At 72.9% G+C, this 22276-nt stretch carries 19 protein-coding genes; 9 read left to right on the top strand and 10 right to left on the bottom strand.

Translation table 11 applies throughout. The annotated features are described in order from the left end of the window. The first annotated feature begins 18 nt into the window (after window positions 1–18). Together AC2AXK_RS11485 and AC2AXK_RS11480 are read left to right on the top strand one after the other, a co-directional pair. The gene (locus tag AC2AXK_RS11485) at window positions 19–720 is read left to right on the top strand and encodes an SDR family oxidoreductase (protein WP_484345517.1); all 702 of its coding nucleotides are present in this window, start codon (window positions 19–21) and stop codon (window positions 718–720) included. Window positions 721–946: 226 nt separating this feature from the next. Continuing rightward, on the top strand, window positions 947–1720 hold the full coding sequence (locus tag AC2AXK_RS11480) for a sigma-70 family RNA polymerase sigma factor (RefSeq protein ID WP_484345516.1): 774 nt from the start codon (window positions 947–949) through the stop codon (window positions 1718–1720). A 34-nt stretch (window positions 1721–1754) separates the two neighbouring features. Here the strand turns inward: AC2AXK_RS11480 and AC2AXK_RS11475 are convergent, their stop codons facing one another. Next, window positions 1755–2711 carry a glycosyltransferase family 9 protein gene (locus tag AC2AXK_RS11475; protein ID WP_484345515.1) on the bottom strand — a complete coding sequence of 319 codons (957 nt, stop codon included), beginning with the start codon at window positions 2709–2711 and terminating at the stop codon, window positions 1755–1757. A gap of 53 nt (window positions 2712–2764) precedes the next feature. On the opposite strand from AC2AXK_RS11475, the gene AC2AXK_RS11470 reads away from it, so the two are divergent. Both AC2AXK_RS11470 and AC2AXK_RS11465 read left to right on the top strand, forming a co-directional pair. After that, window positions 2765–3892, top strand: coding sequence for a glycosyltransferase family 9 protein (locus tag AC2AXK_RS11470; RefSeq protein ID WP_484345514.1), 1128 nt, complete (start codon window positions 2765–2767; stop codon window positions 3890–3892). After that, the gene (locus tag AC2AXK_RS11465) at window positions 3889–4848 is read left to right on the top strand and encodes a glycosyltransferase (protein ID WP_484345513.1); all 960 of its coding nucleotides are present in this window, start codon (window positions 3889–3891) and stop codon (window positions 4846–4848) included. Before AC2AXK_RS11470 ends, AC2AXK_RS11465 begins: the two co-directional genes overlap by 4 nt. A 4-nt stretch (window positions 4849–4852) precedes the next feature. Here the strand turns inward: AC2AXK_RS11465 and AC2AXK_RS11460 are convergent, their stop codons facing one another. Further along, the gene (locus AC2AXK_RS11460; RefSeq protein ID WP_484345512.1) at window positions 4853–6064 is read right to left on the bottom strand and encodes a glycosyltransferase family 9 protein; all 1212 of its coding nucleotides are present in this window, start codon (window positions 6062–6064) and stop codon (window positions 4853–4855) included. A 191-nt stretch (window positions 6065–6255) separates the two neighbouring features. Between AC2AXK_RS11460 and AC2AXK_RS11455 the strand changes: the two genes are divergently transcribed. Both AC2AXK_RS11455 and rfaE2 read left to right on the top strand, forming a co-directional pair. After that, entirely contained in the window at window positions 6256–7665 is a 1410-nt protein-coding gene (locus AC2AXK_RS11455) for an aldehyde dehydrogenase family protein (RefSeq protein WP_484345742.1), read from the top strand. Between the two features lie 31 nt (window positions 7666–7696). Continuing rightward, entirely contained in the window at window positions 7697–9238 is a 1542-nt protein-coding gene (rfaE2, locus tag AC2AXK_RS11450; RefSeq protein WP_484345511.1) for a D-glycero-beta-D-manno-heptose 1-phosphate adenylyltransferase, read from the top strand. On the opposite strand, the gene AC2AXK_RS11445 is transcribed toward rfaE2, so the two are convergent. Beyond that, entirely contained in the window at window positions 9235–9933 is a 699-nt protein-coding gene (locus tag AC2AXK_RS11445; protein WP_484345510.1) for an HAD family hydrolase, read from the bottom strand. The genes rfaE2 and AC2AXK_RS11445 overlap by 4 nt on opposite strands. 145 nt (window positions 9934–10078) lie before the next feature. Between AC2AXK_RS11445 and AC2AXK_RS11440 the strand changes: the two genes are divergently transcribed. Together AC2AXK_RS11440 and AC2AXK_RS11435 are read left to right on the top strand one after the other, a co-directional pair. Next, window positions 10079–11818 (top strand): cation:proton antiporter, encoded by a 1740-nt coding sequence (locus tag AC2AXK_RS11440; protein WP_484345509.1) that lies wholly within the window; start codon window positions 10079–10081, stop codon window positions 11816–11818. Window positions 11819–11915: 97 nt separating this feature from the next. Then, entirely contained in the window at window positions 11916–12458 is a 543-nt protein-coding gene (locus tag AC2AXK_RS11435; RefSeq protein ID WP_484345508.1) for a DUF4287 domain-containing protein, read from the top strand. A gap of 29 nt (window positions 12459–12487) precedes the next feature. Here AC2AXK_RS11435 and AC2AXK_RS11430 read toward each other — a convergent pair whose 3' ends face one another. The 7 genes from AC2AXK_RS11430 to AC2AXK_RS11400 form a co-directional block, all read right to left on the bottom strand. Continuing rightward, the gene (locus AC2AXK_RS11430) at window positions 12488–13246 is read right to left on the bottom strand and encodes an iron ABC transporter ATP-binding protein (RefSeq protein ID WP_484345507.1); all 759 of its coding nucleotides are present in this window, start codon (window positions 13244–13246) and stop codon (window positions 12488–12490) included. Beyond that, window positions 13243–14319, bottom strand: a complete 1077-nt coding sequence (locus AC2AXK_RS11425) for an iron chelate uptake ABC transporter family permease subunit (protein WP_484345506.1) — start codon at window positions 14317–14319, stop codon at window positions 13243–13245. The genes AC2AXK_RS11430 and AC2AXK_RS11425 overlap by 4 nt, the downstream gene beginning before the upstream one ends. After that, window positions 14309–15313: an ABC transporter permease gene (locus AC2AXK_RS11420; RefSeq protein ID WP_484345505.1), complete on the bottom strand. Its 1005-nt coding sequence runs from the start codon at window positions 15311–15313 to the stop codon at window positions 14309–14311. Before AC2AXK_RS11420 ends, AC2AXK_RS11425 begins: the two co-directional genes overlap by 11 nt. A gap of 7 nt (window positions 15314–15320) precedes the next feature. Continuing rightward, window positions 15321–16343 carry a siderophore ABC transporter substrate-binding protein gene (locus AC2AXK_RS11415; RefSeq protein ID WP_484345504.1) on the bottom strand — a complete coding sequence of 341 codons (1023 nt, stop codon included), beginning with the start codon at window positions 16341–16343 and terminating at the stop codon, window positions 15321–15323. Window positions 16344–16501: 158 nt separating this feature from the next. Next, window positions 16502–17800, bottom strand: a complete 1299-nt coding sequence (locus AC2AXK_RS11410; RefSeq protein ID WP_484345503.1) for an extracellular solute-binding protein — start codon at window positions 17798–17800, stop codon at window positions 16502–16504. Window positions 17801–17904: 104 nt separating this feature from the next. After that, the gene (locus AC2AXK_RS11405; protein ID WP_484345502.1) at window positions 17905–19500 is read right to left on the bottom strand and encodes a mannitol dehydrogenase family protein; all 1596 of its coding nucleotides are present in this window, start codon (window positions 19498–19500) and stop codon (window positions 17905–17907) included. Between the two features lie 10 nt (window positions 19501–19510). Beyond that, window positions 19511–20560, bottom strand: a complete 1050-nt coding sequence (locus AC2AXK_RS11400) for a LacI family DNA-binding transcriptional regulator (RefSeq protein WP_484345501.1) — start codon at window positions 20558–20560, stop codon at window positions 19511–19513. Window positions 20561–20799: 239 nt separating this feature from the next. Here AC2AXK_RS11400 and uxaC point away from each other — a divergent pair, with 239 nt between their 5' ends. Continuing rightward, the gene (uxaC, locus tag AC2AXK_RS11395) at window positions 20800–22233 is read left to right on the top strand and encodes a glucuronate isomerase (protein WP_484345741.1); all 1434 of its coding nucleotides are present in this window, start codon (window positions 20800–20802) and stop codon (window positions 22231–22233) included. Window positions 22234–22276: the final 43 nt, after the last annotated feature.

Below are 22276 nucleotides of genomic sequence, written 5' to 3'. Positions count from 1 at the left end.
CACGACGAGGAGACACCAGTGAACCCATCGACACGCACACCCGGCCGCGTCCTCATCACGGGCGGGGCCTCCGGGCTGGGCGCCGCCGTCGCCCACGCCGTCAAGGCCGCGGGGGGCACGCCCATCGTGCTCGACCGGTCCGTCGAGGGCGTCGAGGCGGTCTCCGCCTACGAGGTCGACGTCGCCGACACCGCTGCGGTGGAGGCAGCGGTGGCCCGGGCCGTCGCGGAGCACGGCGGGCTCGAGGGCGTCGTCACCGCCGCCGGGACGGACAGGTGCGGGCGGCTGGAGGACATCGCTGCCGCGGACTGGGAGCGTGTCGTCGCGGTGAACCTCATCGGCACCGTGAGCGTCGTCCGCGCAGCCCTGCCGCACCTGCGCGCCACGCACGGCCGGGTCGTCACCGTCTCGTCCTCGCTCGGTATCAAGGCGGTCTCCGACGCGACGGCGTACTGCGCCTCGAAGTTCGGCGTCATCGGCTTCACCCGTGCGCTCGCTGCCGAGACCCGCGGCGAGATCGGCGTGACGACGCTCATCCCCGCCGGCATGAAGACGCACTTCTTCGACGACCGGGACGAGCAGTACAAGCCCCAGGACGACTCGCGGCTCAACGACCCCGCGGCCGTCGCGGACGCCGTGCTCTTCGCCCTCAACCAGCCCCCGGGCTGCGAGGTGCGCGAGCTCGTCATCTGCCACGAGGAGGAGGGCTCCTGGCCCTGACGAGCAGCCGGCGCCCGGCACGGCGCGGGCATGCGGCGCAGCGGGGCGCGGCAGGCTCCGACCGCCCGGACGCCATGCCCCGCTTCGTCCCACCTTCAGCACGGACGCACCCAAAGCACGAAATGCCCGTTCCGGTGGCGGCGCCGGAGGAGCGGTGCTTCTCTGAGGTCACCCGTGGTCGACAAAGGCGCCGCGCCGATCTCCTCCCACACGGAACGAGGCCGCCGTGAGCGCACTCGACGACATCCCCACCCCTGCCGAGGTCCGCACCCCGTCCCGCCCGCGCAGCCGGACCGAGGTGGACGCACTCGTCCTGGCGCACCTCGGCGTCGCCGAGTCCATCGCCCGCAGGCACAGCGCCGGTGGCGGCGACTGGAGCGACCTGCGGCAGGTCGCGTACGTGGGGCTGGTCAAGGCCGCCCAGCGGTTCGACCCCGTCAAGGGTGAGCAGTTCGTGTCCTTCGCGGTCCCGACGATCGCGGGCGAGCTCAAACGCTACCTGCGGGACTGCGGATGGATCGTCCGGCCACCGCGCCAGGTCCAGGAGCTCCGGGGCCACCTGTCCACGGAGATCCCCCGCCTCACCCAGGCCCTCGGCCGGCAACCGTCGTCGGCGGACCTCGCAGCAGCGATGGGTGAGGACCTGCGCCGGGTCGAGGAGGCCCTCGGTGCGCACAACAGCATGCGTCCGTTGTCCCTCGACGCCCCCGGTGGACCGGACGACACCGAGGGCAACCCGCTCGTGGACCTGCTCACCCGGGAGGACGCCGGCCTCGAGCGGGCCGAGCTCATGGCGACGCTCGCCGCGGCCTGCGGGACGCTGTCCGTCCGCGACCGGCAGATCGTCTACCTGCGGTTCTTCGAGGAGAAGACGCAGCAGGAGATCGGGCGCGAGCTCGGCGTCACCCAGATGCAGATCTCGCGCCTGCTCACGCACATCCTCGGTCGCCTGCGCGCAGAGCTCGTGCCGGGTCCACCGGGGCGACCCACGGCAGCCTGACCGCACCGGTCGCGACCCGCACGGGTATGCAGCCTCAGCGGGAGAGGACCTCGTCCGCGGCCGCGAGGACGTCGCGGACCGTCACCGCGAGCAGCGCAGGGTCTGGCTCGTCCCCGAACGTGTCGCCCACCCGCACGCTCGCGTCGGTGAGCGCGACGTGCGGACCCTTCGGCGGGCCCCACTCCTCGACGGGGGCGGGACCGAAGATCACGACGGACGGGATCCCGAACGCCGAGGCGAGGTGCGCGGCACCCGTGTCGACCGTGACGACGAGGCGGGCGTCCGCGACGACGGCGGCGAACTGCCGCAGGTCGAGCAGGCCCGCGAGCGCGTGGGACTCGTCGAACCCGGCCTGCCGCGCGACGTCGAGGGCACGGTCCCGCTCCGCATCGCCCCCTGTGAGCACGACGTCGAACCCGTCGTCGGCGAGCCTCCGCGCGACCTGCGCGAACCGCTCCGCGGGCCAGCGCCGCGACCCGTAGAACGCGCCGACGTGCACGACCGCTGCACGCGGCCGCGGGCTGGGCCCGGGGTGCCGGAGCCACACCTCGTCCGGGTCCGCGGGCATGCCGTGGGCCTCGACGAGCCGGGCCCAGCGCACCCGCTCGTTGATGCCGTCGAGCCACTGGGGCCCGTCGCTCCCGGGGCCCCGGTGCCCGATGCGGCGCCGGGCACCGAGCGCGTCGATGACCCGGCGGCTCTCCGGTCCGTTGCCGTGGAGGTTGACGGCCGTGTCGATGCGCCCGGGCCGCAGAGGCAGGAGGTCGTCGAGACCGCGGGCGGGCAGGAGGGCGTCGACGCCGTCGACGAGGTCGATGACGGGGTCGAGCCAGGCGGGCATCGCGAGCACGAGCCGGTGCTCGGGGAGCGCCCGACGGATCGCGTGCAGCGCGGGGACGGCGACGAGGAGGTCACCGAGCTTGAGGGTCCGCAGCGCGAGCACCTCGGGGACGTCGCAGGTCCTCGCATCGAGGTCGGTGAGGAGTTCCACGCTGCCACCCTGGCAACGTTTGGGGGCCCGCGCCACAGGGAACAGCACGGGGTATGAGCCATCCTTGCGCCGCCCCGCTCCAGCCGCCGCGCGCACGCCGCCGCGTCCTCGTCGCCCGGCTCGACAGCGCCGGCGACGTCCTCGTCTGCGGCCCCGCGGTGCGGGCTGTCGCCGCGAGCGCCGACGTGTGGATGCTCTGCGGGCGCCAGGGCGTGGCGGCGGCGCGCCTCCTGCCGGGCGTCTCGCAGGTGCTCGAGTGGGACGCTCCGTGGATCGCGGCGTCCGCGCCGCCGGTGTCGGTCGAGCACACGGACTCCCTGCTCGCCGCGGTCCGGGAGTGCGCACCCGGTGCCGCGGTGATCCTCACGTCGTTCCACCAGTCACCGCTCCCCCTCGCGCTCCTGCTCCGTCTCGCGGGTGTGCCGCACATCAGCGCCGCGTCGGTCGACCACCCCGGTCACCTGCTCGACGTCCGGGTGCGTCCCGGCGAGGACTTCCCGGAGGACCAGCCGGAGGCCGTGCGCGCACTGGCGATCACCCGCGCCGCGGGCTACGAGCTCCCGGCGGACGACGACGGGCTCCTGCAGGTCCTCGCCGCGCCGGCCCCCGCCCCGGACGTCGCGGCGCTCGTCGGGGACGAGCCGTACGTCGTCGTCCACCCCGGCGCGTCCGTGCCCGCCCGCACCTGGCCGGGGTGGCGCCACCGCGACGCCGTCGAGCTGCTCGCCGCGCGGGGCGTGCGTGTCCTCGTCACGGGCGGACCTGACGAGCGGGACCTCACCCGCGAGGTCGCGGGCGACCACGGCACCGACCTCGGCGGACGCACGGACCTCGCCGTGCTGTCCGGGATCCTCGCGGGCGCCGCGATCGTCGTCACGGGCAACACGGGGCCGGCGCACCTCGCAGCCGCCGTCGGGACCCCCGTCGTGAGCCTCTTCTCCCCCGTGGTCCCCGCCGCGCGGTGGGCACCCTACGGCGTCCCTGTCGCGCTGCTCGGCGACCAGGCGGCTCCGTGCGCCGGATCCCGCGCGCAGGTGTGCCCGGTCGCGGGTCACCCGTGCCTGACCGACGTGACGGCGGACGAGGTGGTCGCCGCCTGCCTGGAGCTCGCCGGAGCGGCGCTGACGCCGACGGCGACGTGGGAGAACAGCGTCCCCGAGATGGAGGTACCGACCGCGTGAGGATCCTCGTGTGGCACGTGCACGGCGGCTGGATGGACGCGTTCGTCCGCGGCGACCACGACTACCTGCTGCCCGTCGACGCTGACGGGACCGGGGGACGTGGCCCCCGGCAGTGGCCCGCGAAGGTCCGGGACGTCCCCGAGGGCGAGCTCGCGGACACGGACGTCGACGTCGTCGTGCTGCAACGCCTCGAGGACCTCGAGGCAGCCGAGCGCCTCCTGGGCAGGCGCCCTGGCCGGGACGTGCCGGCGGTGTTCGTCGAGCACAACACCCCGCGCGTCGACATCCCGTCCTCCGTGCACCCGCTCGCCGACCGCAGCGACATCCTCGTCGCGCATGTCACCCACTTCAACGCACTGTTCTGGGACTGCGGGCGCGCGCCGACCACGGTCGTGGAGCACGGCGTCGTCGACCCCGGGCCGCTCTACACCGGGGAGCTCGAGGCGATCGGCGTCGTCATCAACGAGCCCGTGCGGCGGTGGCGGGTGACCGGGAGCGACCTGCTGGGGGACTTCGCTCGCGTCGGACGGGTCGACGTGTTCGGCATGAAGACCGAGGGTCTCGCCGCCGCGCTGGGCGTGGAACGCCCGCCGGGCCAGGAGATCGTCCTGGCCGCGGGAGACCTGCCCACGGCGGAGCTGCACGCGCAGCTGGCGCGCCGCCGCACGTACCTGCACCCGGCCCGGTGGACGTCGCTCGGTCTGTCCCTGCTCGAGGCCATGCACATCGGCATGCCGGTGCTCGGCGTCGACGCGACGGAGATCCGCCGCGCCGTGCCGCCCGAGGCCGGTGTGCTCTCGACGGACATGACCGAGCTGCACTCCGCCGCGGCCCGGTGGCTCGCGCACCCCGACGAAGCGCGCGCCCGCGGCGCGGCAGCGCGCGCCTTCGCGCTCGAGAACTACGGCCTCGCGGCCTTCCTCGCCCGGTGGGACGAGGTGCTCGGCGCCCTCTGACGCGTCACGGATGCCGAGCGGACGCCGAGCGTGCGAGGAGGTCGGCGACCTCCTCGCGCATCTCGTCGACCGTGACCCCGGCGACGAACGGCACGTCGTGCGCGCACCGGTCGTCCCTCGCCGGGACCTGCGGTGCTCCGCACTCCGGGCACCGGGTGGTCCACGACATGAGGACGCGGTGCCCGGTGCGGGCGAGCGGACCGGCGTTGATGACGTTGCCGCACCAGAACACCCCGACGGTCGGGCACCCCACGGCGAGCGCGAGGTGCCGCGGGCCGCTGTCGTTGCCGGCGAACGCGTCGGCCGCGGCCAGGAGTGCGACGAGGTCGCTCAGCGAGAGCTGTCCCCCGAGCGAGCGCACGTGCGCGCCGCGTCCCCGGCCCACGAGCGGCCGGGCGGCGGCGGCGACCTCGTCGGCGAGGTCCGCGTCCGCACCGTCCCCGACGACCACCACGTGCGCGCCGTCGGCGGCCGCACGGGCCGCGAGCTGCGCGAACGACGCGACCGGCCAGCGCCGGCGCGGGTCGGTCGCACCCGGGTGGACGACGAGCAGCGGGGACCCGTCCGGGGGGCGCAGGCCCAGCCCGCGCTCCCGCTCGGCGTCCGTGACGACGAGCTCGGGCTCGAGCCCCACGGGGCGCGCTCCCGCCAGTGCGGCGACCTCGAGCCCGCGCAGCATCTCGTGCTGGTAGTACCGGAACGGGATGGTGCGCTCGAGCGCGACGGCGTCGGGCGTCCGTGTGCCCACCGTGTGCCGCGCCCGGGCACGCAGCAGGAACGGGTTGGAGTTCCGGCCACCCCCGTGCACCTGGACGGCGAGGTCGTAGCGCCGGGCGGCCACCCGCTCGAAGAACGCGTCCGTCGCCGCGGGGTCCTCGACGAGGCCGACGCCGTCCCGCACGCCGTGCGCGACGGGCAGCAGCTCGACGTCCGACACGGGCGACGGGCGTCCCGCGAGCAGCGCACGGTGCAGCGCGTTGCCGAGGAGCGTGATCCGCGCTCCGGGGTAGGCCGCGGCGAGCGCGTCGATCGCGGGCAGGGCGAACAGGAGGTCACCGAGCCCTCCCCCGCGCAGCACGGCGATCCGCTCGATGTCGTCGAACGGCGGCGAGAGCGGGCCCACGGTGGGCACGCGGCTCACAGGGGCGGCGAGACCACCGACGCCCTGCTCGGCGTCCCCGTCCGTCGTGGTCGTGGTCAGCGGTGCGGTCGTCACTGGTCCTCCTCCGGGCGCGTCCTCCGGGCGGTCGTCCACGCCCTGTTCCCGTGCCGCGCCCCCGGCAAACGTTCCGCCGTGCACGTGTAGGGGGACCCCGGGGTGGGTACGGGACCCCTGTGCCCGCCGAGCAGACGCCCGGCCCCACCCGACGCGTGCAGCCGGCCCGCGCCACCGCTCCGGAGGACCCCATGTCGCTCATCCACCTGCCAGGCAGTCACACCGACGAGGTGCTGATGACGATCGTCGACCCCCGGGACGGCAGTCCCGTGGGGGATGTCGAGCCGACGGCGCTGGATGCGCTCGAGGACGTCGTCGACCGGGCGCGCGACGCGTTCGCGTGGTGGTCGCGGGTCCCGCCCGGCGAGCGTGGCTCCATCCTGCGCCACGCCGCCGCCCAGGTGGCGGAGCACGCCGAGTCCCTCGCCCGCCTCAACGCCCGCGAGACCGGCCGACCGGAGGCCGAGGCGCTGGCCGGGGTCACCGCCGGCGTCGAGACGTTCCTGCAGTACGCGGAGCTGGGCCCGTTGCACCGTGGCAAGAGCCTGCGGGGTGCGGTCGACGCCGCCGACTACACGGTGCCCGAGCCCCGCGGCGTCGTGCTCGCCGTCACGCCGTGGAACGACCCGGTGGCCGTCGCGGCCGGGCTCATCGGTGCCGCGGTCGTCACAGGCAGCACGGTGATCCACAAGCCGAGCGAGCGGTGCCCGCACACGGGCGCCTTCCTCGGTGAGATCCTCTCCCGGGCGTTCCCGGCCGACGTCGTCCAGACGGTCCTCGGCGGGGCGGGGGTCGGCGCCGCACTCACCCAGAGCACCGGCATCGACGTCATCGCGCACGTCGGTTCGACGGCGACCGGCGAGCGGATCGCCCGCACCGCTGTCCTCACCGGCGCGCACGTCATCCGCGAGAACGGCGGCAACGACCCCCTCGTCGTCGACGCGGACGTCGACCCGGAGTGGGCTGCGCAGCAGGCAGCCCTCGGCGCGTTCGCCAACTCCGGCCAGGTCTGTGTCTCGGTGGAACGCATCTACGTCCACCAGGCGGTCGCCGGGGCCTTCACGGACGCGCTCGTCGCCGAGGCCCGCCGACGGGAGGCCGAGCGGGAGCTCGGGCCCCTCGTCGACACCGCACTGCGCGACGAGGTGCACCGTCAGGTGTCGACCTCCCTCGCCGCGGGTGCCGTCGCCCGGACGGGCGGGTTCGTCCCCGACGGCCCGGGTTCCTTCTACCCGGCCACCGTGCTGACGAACTGCGGTCCGGGCATGCCGGTCATGACGGAGGAGACGTTCGGGCCGGTCGCCCCCATCCAGGTCGTCCAGTCCTTCGAGGAAGGGCTCGAGCTCGCCGCCGCGGACCGCTACGGGCTCGCGGCGACCGTGCTCACCGGGTCGATCCGCAACGCCCAGCGCGCCGTCGCGGAGCTCCCGGTGGGGACGCTGAAGATCAACGCCGTGTTCGGCGGAGCGCCCGGCGGTTCGGCGGAGCCCCGGGGGGACAGCGGCAGCGGGTACGGGTACGGGCCGGAGCTGCTCGACGAGATGACGCTGACGAAGGTCGTCCACATGGAGGCCGCGCCGCTGCGCGGCGAGACCGCCTGACCCTGCGAGGGCACCCGGAAGGAACGTGCGCATGGCCCCCACCGAGCCGATCCTCTCGTCACGCGCGGCGCTCACGGCCGAGGTGCCGCGGATGCTCGCGCACATGTCCCCCGTCGTGAGCGTCGTGGGGGACCCGATGCTCGACGGCTGGTTCAGCGGCACGAGCGACCGCATGGCGCGTGAGGCGCCCGCGCCGGTCGTGCACATCACGGCGCGCCGGTACGTGCCGGGCGGGGCAGCGAACACCGCGATGAACCTCGCCGCGCTCGGGGCACGGGTGCGGTTCTCCGGGGTCGTCGGGGACGACGAGCCGGGGCGGATGATCCGCGACCTGCTCGCCGGCGCCAGGATCGACGTCGCCGGGCTCGTGCTGCATCCCGACGTCGTGACGACGACGAAGGACCGCATCGTCGTCGGCGACCAGGTCATGGTGCGGATCGACGAGATGCCGGCCGGGGTGTACCCGGCGGAGGCCCTCGAGGCGCTCGCCGCCGCCGCCGTGCGAGCCGGCGAGGACGCGGATGCCGAGGTCGTGTGCGACTACTCCTCCGGCACGCTCCAGGGACCGGTGACGCAGGCGCTGCTCGCCCGGTCCGCGCGTCCCGGGCTCTGCGTGGTCGACGCCCACGAGCCCGCGCTGTGGGCCGCGCTGCACCCCGACCTCGTGACGCCCAACGCCGCCGAGGCCGCGGCCACCGTCGGTGTCGACCTGCGCGGGGAGCCGGACCGTGCCGCCGCGGTGGCGGCGCTGGCCCGCCGGCTCACGGGGACGACCGGAGCACGGGACGTCGTCGTCACCCTCGACAAGGACGGTTCCGTGCTGCTCGACGCCGACGGCCTGCAGCACCGCACGTGGGCGCGCCCGGCCACCGAGAAGCAGGCGTCCGGTGCGGGCGACACGTTCGTGGCGGCCCTCACGCTCGCCCGCACCTGCGGGTTCCCGCTGACCACGAGCGCGGACCTCGCCCAGGCCGCCGCCGACGTCGTCGTCACCCGGTTCGGCACCTCCCTGTGCACGACCGCCGACCTCGTCGACCACCTCGCGGGCTTCGCGGACAGCGCCCTGGACCACGACGAGCTCGTCCGCAGGATCGAGCAGGACCGCGCCGTCGGGCGCTCTGTCGTGTTCACGAACGGGTGCTTCGACGTGCTGCACCGCGGCCACACGACGTCCCTCAACCAGGCCAAGCGGCTCGGTGACGTGCTCGTCGTCGCGATCAACGACGACGACTCCGTGCGCCGGCTCAAGGGCGAGGGGCGGCCCATCAACCCCGCCGCGGACCGGGCGGGCGTGCTCGCGGCGCTCAGCTGCGTCGACTACGTCACCGTGTTCTCGACCGACACCCCGGTGCCGCTCATCGAGCGGATCGAGCCGGACGTCTACGCCAAGGGCGGGGACCATACCGACGCCGGGATGGTCGAGTCGGACGTCGTGCGCGCGCACGGCGGGGAGGTGCGGATCCTCGACTACGTGCCCGGGAGCTCGACGACGGCGGTCGTCCGGCGGATCCAGCTGGCCCCGGCGTCGACCGCCTCGACAGCAGCGCCCGACCGGACGGTCGTCCGGTCCTAGGTCGTCGTCCGGTCCTGGGTCCCAGCCGCGACGCCCAGGAGCGCCGCGAGCTCGGGGGCCGTGCCCACGCTGGGGACGCCGTCGGGCGCGTGGCCCGTGTCGTGGGACCAGGTGACCCGCGCCGCGCGCATCCCCACGCGGGTCGCTGCGCCGAGCTCGTCGACCATGCCGTCGGCGACGTACCAGGCGTCCGCCGGCTCGAGGCCGAGCGCTGCGAGCGCCGTCGTGTAGATCTCCGGGTCCGGCTTCATGTGCCCGACCGCGCAGGAGAGCGTCACCCCGTCGAGCAGGGGCAGCAGGCCGCTCGCGTCGAGGGTGTGCTCGACGCTCGCTGAGCAGTTGCTCACGAGCCAGGTGCGGATGCCACGGGACCGGAGGTCCGCCAACAGCTCCGGTATGCCGTCGACGACGCGGACGGCGTCGCGCAGGAACCGGTGCTCGGCGTCGGCGAGCTCCGCGACGAGCTCGTCGCTCGTGTCCCGCGGCGCCGGGAGCGCGTCGAGGACGTGCCGGACACGCTCCGTCGTCGGGCCGACGACACCGGTGTTCGACGCGCGGCTCGTCGCGTCCCACAGCGCGAGGAACTGCTCGGTCGGGATGCCGATGCGCTCCGCGAGGTCCTCCTGATGAGCTCTGCGTGCGGCCGGGGCGACGACGACGAGCGTGTCGTAGAGGTCGAAGGTCACGGTTCGCACGGGTCTGTCGTCAGACGGAAGCATGGCCCCACCCTGGCACGGCGACCCTGCCCCGATCCACGCGCGGAGCGACGCGCAGATGGGTGGTGGTCACATCGGGCCACGGCACAGCGCGCCATCGCGCACCCGCGCCTAGGGTTGCGAGATGCACTTCGCGCTGCTGGCGGTCATCGGGGTCCTCGTGGTCGTCGCGGTGTCGGCCTTCGCCTCTCGGCTCGGCGTCGCGGCGCCGCTCATCCTCGTCGTCGTCGGGGTGCTCGGGAGCTTCGTGCCCGGGGTCCCGGTGCTCGAGTTCCCACCGGAGCTCATCCTCACCGTCGTCCTCCCACCGATCCTCTACTCCAACGCCGTCACGGTCCCCCTCGTGGACTTCCGCCGGAACATCAAGGCGATCACAGGGCTCTCCGTGCTGCTCGTCCTCATCTCGGCGCTCGCCGCCGGCGCACTCCTCTACTCGCTGCTCCCGGACCTCAGCTGGCCGGCGGCCATCGCGCTCGGCGCGGTCGTCAGCCCGCCCGACGCGGTCGCGGCCACCGCGATCGGCAAGCGCCTCGGTCTCCCGCCACGCCTCGTGACCCTCCTCGAGGGCGAGGGCCTCGTCAACGACGCCACGGCCCTCGTGCTGCTGCGCTCCGCGATCGCCGCGACCGCCGGAGCGGTCTCCGTGTGGGAGGTCGCGGGGGACTTCCTCTTCGCGGTCGTCGCGGCGATCGTCATCGGCCTCCTCGTCGGGATCATCACGGTGTGGGTCCGGTCGCGGCTCGACGACCCGGTGCTCACCACCGCGATCTCCTTCGCCGTGCCGTTCGTCGCCTTCATCCCCGCCGAGGAGCTCCACGCCTCCGGTGTCCTCGCGGTCGTCGTCGCGGGCCTCTACACCGGCCACCACAGCGCCGCGGTCTTCAGCGCGCAGGACCGCATCAGTGAGCGCACCAACTGGCGCACCGCGCAGTTCCTCCTCGAGAACGGCGTGTTCCTCCTCATGGGGGTCGAGCTCAAGGGCCTCGTCGAGCAGGTCCGCAGCGACGAGCTGACACTCACCGGCGCCGTGCTCATCGGGCTGGCCGTGACCGGCCTCCTCGTTCTCGTCCGGGCCCTGTTCGTCGTTCCCCTCATCGCGGTGCTGCGCCACGACCAGCGCCGGGCCGTCGAGCGTCGGACCCGGCTGAAGAAGGCGCTCGAGCGGCTCGACCAGTACGAGGAACGGGCGGACGAGAACGAGGACGGGCCGCGGGACGTCGCCCGTGCCCGCCGGTTCCTCGTCCGCCGTCGGGCCGACGCCGTGTTCCTCACGCAGGAGGGCCTCGGCTGGCGCGGTGGCGCCGTGCTCGCGTGGTCCGGGATGCGCGGCGTCGTCACGCTCGCCGCGGCCCAGTCCCTCCCCAGGGACGTGCCCTACCGCGCGGAGCTCGTGCTCGTGGCATTCGTCGTCGCGATCGTCACGCTGCTCGTCCAGGGCGGCACGCTCCCCGCGCTCATCCGGAAGCTGGGCGTCGTCGGGTCCGACTCGGAGGCCGACCGCGCCCAGCTCGCCACCGTCTACCAGGAGATCGCGACGACGGGCCTCGCCACCCTCGACGACCCGGACCTCGCACAGCCCGACGGCCGACCTTTCTCCCCCGACGTCGTCGAGCGCGTCCGGGAGGACAGCCTCATGCTGGCGGAGGCCGTCCAGGAGCGCGCAGCGGTGACGGAGGACGACCGCCCGCACGCCCAGCACCGCCAGCTGCGGCTCATGGTCCTGCGGGCGGAGCGGGCCGCGTTCCTCGACGCGCGGGCGTCAGGCACGTACAGCTCACGCATCCTCGACCGCGTGCAGTACATGCTCGACATGGAGGAGGCGCGCCTCATGCAGATCGCCCGGGGCGAGCCCGGGCACCACTAGCAGCGTGAGCGTCGAGATCTCCGGGCGCGTCTCCAGCTGCCGCGCACACGACCCCGTGGGACGTCACCGGACGCCCCCCGGACGGAAGGACGATCAGGTGAACTCGCAACCATGGGCAGCCGAGCCCGAGCACAGCGACGCGGTGGCGCGCGAGAACACGGGCCACGGCTGGGACGAGTGGGTGGCGCTCATCGACGCGGGCCCGGGCCGCGACGCCGGGCACACGGCGATCGCTGCCTGGGTGCAGGACGCCCACGGGGTCCCGGGCTGGTGGGCGCAGAACGTCACCGTGAGCTACGAGCGGATGACCGGCCTGCGACGTCCCGGTCAGATGGTCGACGGGACGTTCACCGCGAACCGGTCCCGCATCGTCGAGCGGCTTCCGGAGGAGCTCCGCGCGCAGCTGCTCGACGACGTGACGCGAGCATCCCTGCTGCCCGGCCTCGCGCTCGAGCTCCGGTCCCGCCCGACGACGAGGTCACCGAGGTTCACCCTGCCGGACGGGACCGCGGTCCTGTTCTCCATCGATCCCGCGAAGGCCGACCGGACCCGGGTGAGCGTCGCCCACGAGAAGCTCGCCTCGCAGGACCAGGTCGATCGCTGGAAGACGTTCTGGGGCGACTGGCTCGCGAGCCTCTAGGCGGGACTGCCGAGCGCCCGCCCGCGAGATCAGGCGTAGTACAGCGCGACGGCGCGCCCGTCGATCTCCCGGACATCCACCGGGGTGTCGTACACCGCCTCGAGGACCTCCGGTCGCATGATCCCGGCCGCCGACGCGTCGGCGACGACGCGTCCGTCCCGCATGGCCACGATCCTGTCCGCGTGGGTGGCAGCGAAGTTGATGTCGTGGAGCACGACGATGACGCGCTTGCCGAGCTCGTCGGCCATCCGGCGCAGGAGCCGCATGATCTCCACGGCGTGCCGGAGGTCGAGGTTGTTGAGCGGTTCGTCGAGCAGCACGTACCGGGTGTCCTGCGCGAGGACCATCGCGACGAACGCCCGTTGGCGCTGACCGCCCGAGAGCTCGTCGAGGAACCGGTGCCGCAGGCCGTCCATGTCGAGGTAGCCGAGGGCACGCTCGATGGCCTCGCGGTCCTGGGGTCCCAGCCGACCCTTGGAGTGCGGGAACCGGCCGAACTCCACGAGGTCCTGGACGGTGAGCCGCGCGGCGATGTGGTTGTCCTGCTGGAGGACGGCCAGGCGGGTGGCGAGCTCCGGTGAGGACGCGCGCGAGACGTCGAGCCCGTCCACGGTGATGCTGCCGGCGTCGGGCCGCAGCAGGCGACCGATGATCGAGAAGAGCGTGGACTTGCCCGCCCCGTTCGGTCCGATGAGTGCGGTGACGCCTTCCTCACCGAGCTCGATCGACACGTCGGAGAGCACGGTCGTGCTCCCGTACCGCTTGGTGACGCCGTCGAGCGCGATCATCGCGCCCCCTTCCGTAGCACGAGGAACAGGAAGAACAGGCCGCCGGCGAACTCGATGACGACGCTGATCGTGGTGCCGAGGTGGAACACCCGCTCGAGGACGAGCTGCCCCGCGAGCAGGCAGAACATGCCGAGGAGGACCGCCATGGGCAGGGTCCACCGGTGCCGGAACGACCCCGCGAGCGAGTAGGCGAGGTTCGCGACGATGAGCCCGAAGAAGAGGATCGGGCCGACGAGCGCCGTCGAGGCGGCGATCATCACGGAGACGATCGAGAAGAGCACGAGGACGGTGCGCCGGTAGCGCACGCCCAGCCCGACGGCGGCCCGCTCGCCCAGGCTGAGCACGTCGAGGGTGCGCAGCAACGGCACGAGAGCGACGAGCGCGGCCGCGACGATGATCCCGGTGAACAGCAGCAGCTGCCGGTCGGGGCGCGTGAGGCTCGCGAACATCGCGTCCTGGAGCACCTGGAAGTCGACCGGGTCGATCATCCGCTGCATCCATGAAGACAGGCTGCGGAAGAAGGTCCCCAGGACGATCCCGACGAGGAGCATGAGGTGGATGCTGCGGCGCTTGCCGGCGAACATCCACGTGAAGAGCCCCGCGGCGAACGCGACCATGACGACGACCTGCACGCCCCACAGGAGGAGCTCGTCGGCCCGTACGAGGACGGTCGCTCCGAAGAAGAAGACGACGAACGTCTGGACGAGCACGTAGAACGCGTCGAACCCCATGATCGACGGCGTGAGGATCCGGTTGGCCGTGATGGTCTGGAACACGACGGTCGAGGCGCCGACGGCGGCCGCGACGACGAGCATCGCGAGCACCGTGCGGGACCGGATCTTCACCGCGTAGTCGAGCGACCCGGGGACGTCGGTGAGCAGGTACAGGGCGACGAGCACCACGACGACCACCGCGAGCGCGGTCAGCCGCGCCCACGGCGGGACGCGGGGTCCGGGCCGGGCGAGCCCCGTGGCGGGGCGCACTCCGGAGTGTGCGCCCGTGCCGGGCGCGGGAGCGGTCTCGTCGGAGGGGTCCGCGGGCTGCGTCGTGCCGCGTGCGGGTCTAGTGAGCACGGGACCTCTTCCGCAGCAGCAACCACAGGAACAGCGCGCCGCCGATGATCCCGACGACGACGTTGAGCGGGATCTCGTACGGGAACCGCACGACCCGGGCGAGGATGTCGCACGCGAGGATGAACACGGCCCCGAGCGCCGCGACCCACGGGATGGACCGCCGCATGTTGTCGCCGACGAGGAGGCTGACGACGTTGGGCACGACGAGGCCGAGGAAGGGCACCATCCCGGCGGTGACGAGCACCGACGCCGTGATGACGGCGATGAGCACCATGCCGATGGCGACGACCGGCCCGTACCTCACCCCGAGGTTCGTCGCGAACACCTCGCCGAGCCCGACGACGCTGAACCGGTCCGCGGCGAACCAGGCGACGACCGTCATCGCGGCAGCGATCCACAGGAACTCGTACCGTCCCTGCATCACCCCGGAGAACTCACCCTGCGACCAGGTGCCGAGCGCCTGGAGGAGGTCGTACCGGTAGGCGAAGAACGTCGTGAACGCGCCCACGACTCCGCCGAGCATGATCCCGACGAGGGGCACGAGGACGAGCTGGCGGGACGGGATGCGGCGCAGGACCGCGAGGAAGACCCCGGTCCCCACGAGGGCGAACAGCGCGGCGAACGCCATCTTGCCCAGCTGGGGCATGCCGGGCCACAGGAGCAGGGTGACGAGGACGCCGAGCATCGCGAACTCCGTCGTGCCGGTCGTCCCGGGCTCGACGAAGCGGTTGCGGACGAGCATCTGCATGAGGAGCCCGGCGATGCCGAGGGATGCTCCTGCGAGGACGACGGCGAGCGTGCGGGGGACGCGGCTCGCCATGAGGAGGAATGCGGCCTGTCCGTCGGCACCGCCGGTGAGGAGGCTCGCCGGGGAGACGTCGGCCACGCCGATGAACGTGCTCGCCACGACGAGCACGAGCAGCGCGGGCAGCACGAGGACCCCCACCCGCGGGGTGCGCAGGGTGGGGGTCGGTGCCGTGAGGACAGCGGTCACCCGTGGGTCAGGGAACGAGCGAGCTGATGTCGTCGACCATCCGGTCGACGGTGCTGATCCCGCTCATGACGATGTACCAGGCGGAGGGGTCGAGGTAGACGATCTGGTCTTCCTGCCAGGCGGTGGTCCGGTGCATGATCTCGTTGTCGAGCACCTGCTGTGCGGACTGGCCGGAGCCGTCCCCGGCCACGGCCTCGCGGTCGACGACGAGCAGCCAGTCGGGGTCGTGCTCGAGGAGGAACTCGAAGGAGACGGGCTCGCCGTGCGTCGCGGAGGCGACGTCCTCGACGGCCGGCTCGAGGCCGAAGACGTCGTAGACCATCGCGAACCGGGCGGCGCGCCCCTCGGCCCCGGCGGACGGGCCGTACGCGCTCACGTCACCACCGGAGACCTGGACGACGAGACCGTTCCCGGCCTCGGCCGCGATCGCCGACGCCTCCTCGATGCTCTTCTCGACGCCGGTCCACGCCTCGGCTGCCTCGTCCTGCTTGCCGAAGATCTCGCCGAGGACGGTGACGTTCTGCTCGAAGTCGTCGAGGAAGGAGTTCCAGCCGAGCGTGAGGTCGATCGTCGGCGCGATCTCGGCGAGGTCGTCGTAGGCCGCTGCGGAGCGGTTGGCGACGATGATGAGGTCGGGCGCCGATGCCTCGATGGCGACGAGGTCGGGCTCGAAGAGCGAGCCCGCGTTGACCATGTCCTCGGTGACGTACTCCTGGAGGTAGTCCGGGACGGCGTCGAGCGCCGTCCCGGACACCTCGACGCCCAGTGCACCGAGGGTGTCGAAGCTCGCCATGTCGAGCACGACGACGTTCTCCGGGCGGTAGGGCACCTCGACGGACTCGGTGACGACGGCGGGCTCCTCGCCCTCCTTGGCGGTGTTGCGCTCGAACTCGACGGTGATCGTCTCGGGCGCGTCGTCGGTGCCGGCAGACGCGACGGCGTCGTCGCTCGAGGAGCAGCCGGCGAGGACGAGCGCCGCGACGAGCGCGGTGCTGATGGTCGTAGCGGGGAGGAGACGGGACGCGCGCATGCAGGGCTCCAGCTTCTGGGAAAGGGATCCAGGACGTCGATAAGGACGCCCTTAGGAAACGAAGCCTAGCCTAACTTCGCCCTCTCCCCGCATGGCCGGTGAACGCAGTCGGGCCCGGCACCGAACGATCCGGTGCCGGGCCCGAGCAGCTGTGGGCGTCAGCCCGCGGCGTTCGCCGCTGCCTGCGTCGCGTCCACGATGTCCTGCGGTGTCGCCTGCCCGGCGAACATCAGGGCGATCGCGTCGTTCAACGCACCTCCGATGGTCGCGCCGAGCTGGGTGTCGAGGTAGAGCTGGACGTAGGGCGCGGAGTCACGCTGTCCGACGAGCACCGCGAGCGCAGCGTCACCGACGGATGCGACGGCCGCCGGGTTGGTCGGCAGTCCCATGCCCTCCTCCGCGAAGCCCTGCTGCACCTTGTCCGAGACAAGGTAGGAGATGAAGTCAGCACAGGCCGGCGGCGCGTCAGCACTGCACGCCCATGCGTCGCCGCCACCGAGCTGCGCCGTCGGGTCACCCTGCCCGCCTGCCACTGCTGGGAAGCTGAACCACCCGGCGTCCTCGCCGAGTCCCTGGCGGTCCTCGGTGAGACCCTGCATGACGCCGGACTCGTAGTGCCCGGCGAGCTCCATCGCGACCTGGCGGTTCGCGATGAGCCCGGAGGCGCTCGTCGCGCCCTCCTGCGCGCCCGTCGTGAGGAATCCCTCGTTGAACGGTTCGGCGGCGATGAGCTTCTCCAGCTCCTGACCGGCCTGGAGGAAGCACGGGTCGGAGAAGTCCTTCGAGGACGCGAGGTTCTCGAGGACGTCCTGCGAGCAGGTCCGCAGGGCGAACGTGTACCAGTAGTGGGCGGCGGGCCACTTGTCCCCCGCACCGACCGAGAGCGGCGTGATCCCCGCGCTCCGGAGCTTGTCGATGGCACCGTAGAACTCCTCCATCGTCGCGGGGGTGCCCTCGATGCCGGCCTGCGCGAACAGCGCCTTGTTGTACCAGAACCCGACGACCCCGAGCGTGAACGGCAGGGCGTAGGTCGAGCCGTCGAGCTGCCAGCCGGCGAGCCGGACGTCACCGATCTTCGCGGCCGCCTCGGCGGTGCTCTGGGTGATGTCCTGGATCACTCCCGCGGCGACGTGGTCGGCGAGCTCACCGCCGCCACGCTCCATGAAGACGTCGGGCATCGGTCCGTTGCCCGCGAAGCCCGCCTCGAGCAGGGAGAGCATGTCCTGGTGCTGCAGGGCCGTGATCTCGATGGTGACGCCCGGGTTCTCGTTCTCGAACGCCGTGGCCACGGTCTCGTAGTAGATGTTGCCCGGGTCCTGGTTGGAGTTGTGCCACCAGGTGATGGTCTGCGGCTCGAGAGCGGGGACGTCGTCCTCGGCGGACCCGCTGGAGCATGCGGCGACGAGCAGGGCGCTCATGGTGACGGCGACGGCTCGGAGTGCGGTTCGGTTCTTCATCGGTGCGTCCTGTCGGCTCTGACATGGCGAGTTGGGGAATCCGGGCCAGCCTCCTGCCGCGCGGAGCGCCTGTCAATCGTTTTCCACAGCGTTAACCCGACTCTTCACCCAGTCGGGCCCCCGGCGAAACGCGCCAGCAGATCCTCGACGTGCTGCTCGACGAGCGCCCGGAACACCTCGTGCTCGGCGAGCGCGGGATCGAAGACCTCCCGCACGGCGAGCATCCGACCGGCGAGGTCGCCGTCCGGTCCCTGCGCGGCAGCACGCAGCGTCTGCGCCGCGGGGTCGTCCAGCGGCAGCGGCGCGCCCGTGAAGGTCGTCCCTCGGGCGACGAACACGATCCACACCGCCACGACGAACGCTCCGGCGCGCGGCTGCGCCCCGGCGGCGAGCCGGTCCCGGAGCGTCGGGAACAGCCGGAACGGCAGCTTCTTCGAGCCGTCCATCGCGACCTGCTCGGTGGTGTGGCCTGTCGCGGGGTTGGCGAACCGTTCGAGGAGCGACTCCGCGTACTCGCCGAGGTCGACGCCGGGGGGCGGGACGAGGGTCGGGATGACGTCCTCGATGAGCAGGGCACGGGCCGCAGCTGCGATCTCGGGATCGTCCATCGCCTCGGCGATGAGCCGGTGGCCCCGCAGGGCGCCGAGGTAGGCGAGCAGCGAGTGCGTCGCGTTGAGCATCCGGAGCTTGGCCTGCTCGTAGGGCCCGACGTCTGCGGTGAGCGTGGCTCCGGCACGCTCCCAGGCGGGACGGGGACCTGCGAACCGGTCCTCGATGACCCACTGGACGAACGGCTCGGCGACGACGAGCCCCTCGTCGCGCACGCCCGACACCTCCTGCGCCCGTGCGCGGTGCTCCTGCGTGGTGGCAGGCACGATCCGGTCGACCATGGTGCTGGGGAACGTCACCGACTGCGCGAGCCAGTCCCGCAGGGACACCGCGGGGCCCTCATGGACCACGGGGTCCGCCGGGCCGGCGCCACCGCCTGTCGCAAGAGCGGCGCCGAGCAGGTCGCCCACGAGCCGTTCCACGACCCGCCCGTTGTCGACCATGTTGTCGCACGTCAGCACGGTGATCGGGGCGGCGGACGTGGCGGCGCGACGCACGAGACCGCGCACGAGGAGCCCGATCGGCGAGCGGGCTGGTGCAGCGGTGGCACCCGCGTTGCCGATCTCGGCGGCGAGCGCCGCGACGTCGGCGGCGACGTCCGGGTCCTGCAGGTCGAGCGAGCCGTCGGGCCCTGCCCGGTACCCCTTCTCCGTCACGGTGAGCGTGACGACGTGGGTCGTCGGCGCTGCGAGCGCCGCGAGGACACGCTCGGTGTCCTCGCCGGGGAACGCGACGTCCCGCACCGAGCCGATGATCCGCAGCGAGGACGAGTCCCGACCGGCGGTGAGCACGCCGTAGAGGCCGTCCTGCGGGGCGAGCTGCTCGACGACGGAGCGGGAGCGCTGCGTGACGCCGAGGATCCCCCAGCAGGTCTCGCCCGTGGCTGCTGCGGCGTCCTCCGTGAGCACGGCCTGGTGCGCACGGTGGAACGCCCCGAGCCCCAGGTGGACGATCCCGATGCTCACCGCTGCGGGGTCGACCCGGGGGCCCTCGACCGGTCCGTCGGGGCACGCCGCGCGCTCGAGCGTGGCGAGCGAGAGCCGCGGCCCGGTCGCCACGACGGTGCCGCCGGACTCCTGCTCAGTACTCACTTCAGTCCTCTCAGGAGCTCGTGGCCCCGGTCGACGCGCGGGAGGGAACCGAGGTGGAGGCACGGATGATGAGCTCCACCCCGAGCTGGGTGTGCTCCGGCAGGGGAGCTGTCGCGGTGGGCTGCGCGGATGCACCCGACGAGGGCTCGTTCGTGCTGGCGAGGTGGGCGACGATGAGGTCGACCCCGTAGCGCCCGAGGCCGGCCTGCGGGATGTGGACGGTGGTGAGTGCCGGGGAGACGAGCGTCGCGACGGAGACGTCGTCGAACCCGACGACGGACATCTCGCCGGGGACGTCGACGCCGCGTTGGCGCAACCGGTCGACGATGCCCAGGGCCATGAGGTCGTTGTACGCCACGACGGCGGTGATGTCCGCGGCGAGCGCGAGGTCGGCGGCGGGGTAGCCGCCGGAGAAGTAGGGCCGGAAGTGGCCGAGGTCGACGACCGTGACGTCGGGGAACTGCTGGGCGACGCTCAGCGCGGCGATGCGCCGCTGCTCCCCCGACCACGACTGCGCCGGCCCGCTGGCATACCCGATCGACCGGTGCCCGAGGGCCCGCAGGTGGCTGACGACCTGCTGCATGCCGTCCGCGTTGTCGACCGTCACCGAGGGCACACCGTCGACCTCACGGTTGAGCAGTACCGCGGTGCGTCCCCCGACGGCCTCGATGACGTCCGCGTCGGCGGCGCGGGGCGACGCGAGGATGATGCCGTCGACCTGTGCCGCGAGACTCGCGACGAGCTCGAGCTCCTGCGCGGCGTCCTCGTCGGAGTCCGCGACGAACACCGCGTACCCGGCCGCCCGGGCCCGGCTCTGGACGCCCTTGGTGACGGAGGCGAAGAAGGGGTTCTCGAGGTCGGGGATGAGCAGCCCGATGTTGTTCGTCCGTCCCACGCGCAGGCCGCGAGCGGCCGCGTTGGGGCGGTAGTCGAGCTCCTTGGCGGCGGCGAGCACGCGCTCGCGCGTGGCGTCGGAGACCATCCCCGGGGCGGACAGTGCGCGCGATACGGTGGAGATGGAGACCCCGGCTCGGACTGCGACGTCACGGACGGTCGCCACGCCCCACCTCCTCCACAGACCGAAGACGCCGCTCTGCGTCGGTGGACAGTCTGCAAACGATTGTTTTGTCCGTCAAGTTCGTCCCACCGCGCCGCGGGCAGCACCGGCGTTTGTTGCTTCTCGCCCTGTGACCGGGCACGATGGACTGCAAACGATCGCAGTGACGTTTCAACGAGGAGGCGAACTTGGCTGCACAGCGCTCTGCCCCGACCGTGGCCGTCGGCACCGACGACGAGGCCGTGACCGGGGCGCCGTGGACCCTCCACGAGGACCGCGCACTGCCTGCCGAGCCCGCGACCCGCTCCGTCGCCCGCGAGATCTACGCGGCGACGCGGACGTTGCCCATCATCTCGATGCACGGTCACGTCGAGGCCCGGCTGCTGGCCGAGGACACCCCGTTCGGCGACCCCGCCGAGATGCTCGTCATCCCGGACCACTACCTCGTGCGGATGCTCGTCTCCCAGGGCGCCTCCCTCGACCAGCTGGGCATCGCCCCGACGACGCCCAGCAGCACGCTGGTTCACGAGACCGACCACCGAGCGGTCTGGCGGCGCTTCTGCGAGAGCTGGAAGCTCTTCCGCGGGACGCCGACGCGCTACTGGATGGAGCACGAGCTCGTCGAGGTCTTCGGCGTCACGCAGCGCCCCTCGGCCGCCACCGCCGACGCGATCTACGACCAGCTGTCCGCAGCCCTCGCGTCGGAGGAGTTCCGCCCGCGCGCGCTCATGGACCGCTTCGGCATCGAGATCCTCGCGACGACGGACCCCGCGTGGAGCCCGCTCGAGCACCACGCGCACCTGGCCGAGACCGGCTGGGGAGAGCGCGTCGTCCCGACGTTCCGCCCGGACCCGTTGCTGCACCTCGACGGCCCGGGCTGGACGCACGACGTCGCGCGGCTCGCCGCCGCTGCCGGCATGGAGGTCGGCACGTACGACGCCTACCTCGAGGCCCTGCGCGACCGCCGTCGCGCCTTCATCGCGGCGGGTGCCCGCGCGACGGACCACGGCCACTTCTCGGCGGACACCACGCCGTTGCCGCACGCGCAGGCCGCGCGCATCTTCGACACCGCGCTCCGCGGCGGCCCGGTGAGCGCAGCCGAGGCGCAGGCGTTCAGCGGCCACATGCTCTTCCAGATGGCCGCGATGTCGGCCGAGGACGGCCTCGTCATGCAGCTCCACCCGGGCGTCCAGCGCAACCACGACCGCGGCGTCCACGCGACGTTCGGCGCGGACATGGGGTACGACATCCCCGTCGCGGTCGAGTACACGCGCGCCCTGCGTCCCCTGCTCGAGGCGTTCGGCCACCACCCGCGCTTCCGGTTCATCGTCTTCACCATCGACGAGACCGCGTACTCCCGGGAGCTCGCCCCCCTCGCGGGGGTCTACCCCGCCATGCGGCTGGGGGCACCCTGGTGGTTCCTCGACTCCCCCGACGGCATGCGCCGCTTCCGCGAGGCCGCGACGGAGACCGCGGGGTTCTACAACACGTCGGGATTCGTCGACGACACCCGCGCCTTCGCGTCCATCCCCGCACGGCACGACCTCGCGCGACGCATCGACGCCGGCTACCTCGCGCGGCTCGTCGTCGAGCACCGACTCGACCTCGACGAGGCCGTCGAGACCGCCGTCGACCTCGCCCACACCCTGCCGCTCGAGAGCTACCCCCAGCCCTGAGCTCCGCCCGCGCCGGCAGGCGCACCCGCCCCCGCACCCTGGA

Source organism: Sanguibacter sp. Z6_81 (assembly GCF_057180625.1).
The sequence above is the reverse complement of the archived record's forward strand: the minus strand, read 5'-3'. Positions and strand labels throughout refer to the sequence as shown.